Raw genomic sequence first — 746 nt, 5'->3', positions numbered from 1 at the left:
GGGGGACTAAAAGAGCTCTAGAGACGTTTCATCTAAGAACATGTTTGGCGTAATGTCTTTAACAAACTCTGCCACTTGCTTGTCTAATTCAGCTTGTTCTTCTTTAGTGATGAGTGTTTTAAACACAGGGCGACCTTCTTCATCTGCTAACGGGTATCCATATTCGTCAAGCAGCATCTCCCCATAGAGGAATATCATTATAATGAATCAACACCGACAATAACTTAGCCAATGTTTCCGCTGGCATATTGGTGATCCACTTCTGATTTTCTTGTTGGTGCTCTTCTGAAAGCAAATAGTTAGCAACAAAGTAGGCACTTTCTTGGTCGGTAGCTAGACGGAGTCACTTACCAGTCTCTTGATCTAATGGCGCAGTACGATAGTTCTCTCCAGCTAAAATATCGTAGTGAATCACCGTATCGCTATTAAACTGAGAAAAATCAAAGTAGACACTTTCTGCGTTAAACTCTTGGTCTTTTGATTTCTTTTCACCATTAACGTAATAAAAGCAACCAAATCCATTCGTCCATCTATTATATTTTGCAGAATAAAAGGGCTCGCATTTTTTAGCTTCGATTGTAGAATCTAAGCCTATCGGTTTGTTGTAATACTTTGTGCCTGATTGGTAAATACGTAGTTGGGCAAAACCTACTGTATCAAATGCGTTATAGGCTTGAACTGTTATATCCCCCAAGGTTACTTCACAATCAAACGAGTCTTGATATTGCTGGAAAGGAATGCGCAAT

Annotated in this window: 2 pseudogenes; both read right to left on the bottom strand. The window is 39.3% G+C overall.

Annotation, left to right across the window (positions count from 1 at the left end):
- Nucleotides 1-6: 6 nt before the first annotated feature.
- A pseudogene (locus QTN94_RS20155) lies at nt 7-162 on the bottom strand (sel1 repeat family protein); the annotation flags it as partial.
- Nucleotides 163-343: 181 nt separating this feature from the next.
- A pseudogene (locus QTN94_RS20150) lies at nt 344-746 on the bottom strand (hypothetical protein); the annotation flags it as partial.

It is taken from the genome of Vibrio sp. M250220 (genome assembly GCF_036533795.1).
Taxonomy (GTDB): domain Bacteria; phylum Pseudomonadota; class Gammaproteobacteria; order Enterobacterales; family Vibrionaceae; genus Vibrio.
Note: the sequence above shows the minus strand (reverse complement) of the source record. Positions and strands in the feature narration are given on the sequence as shown.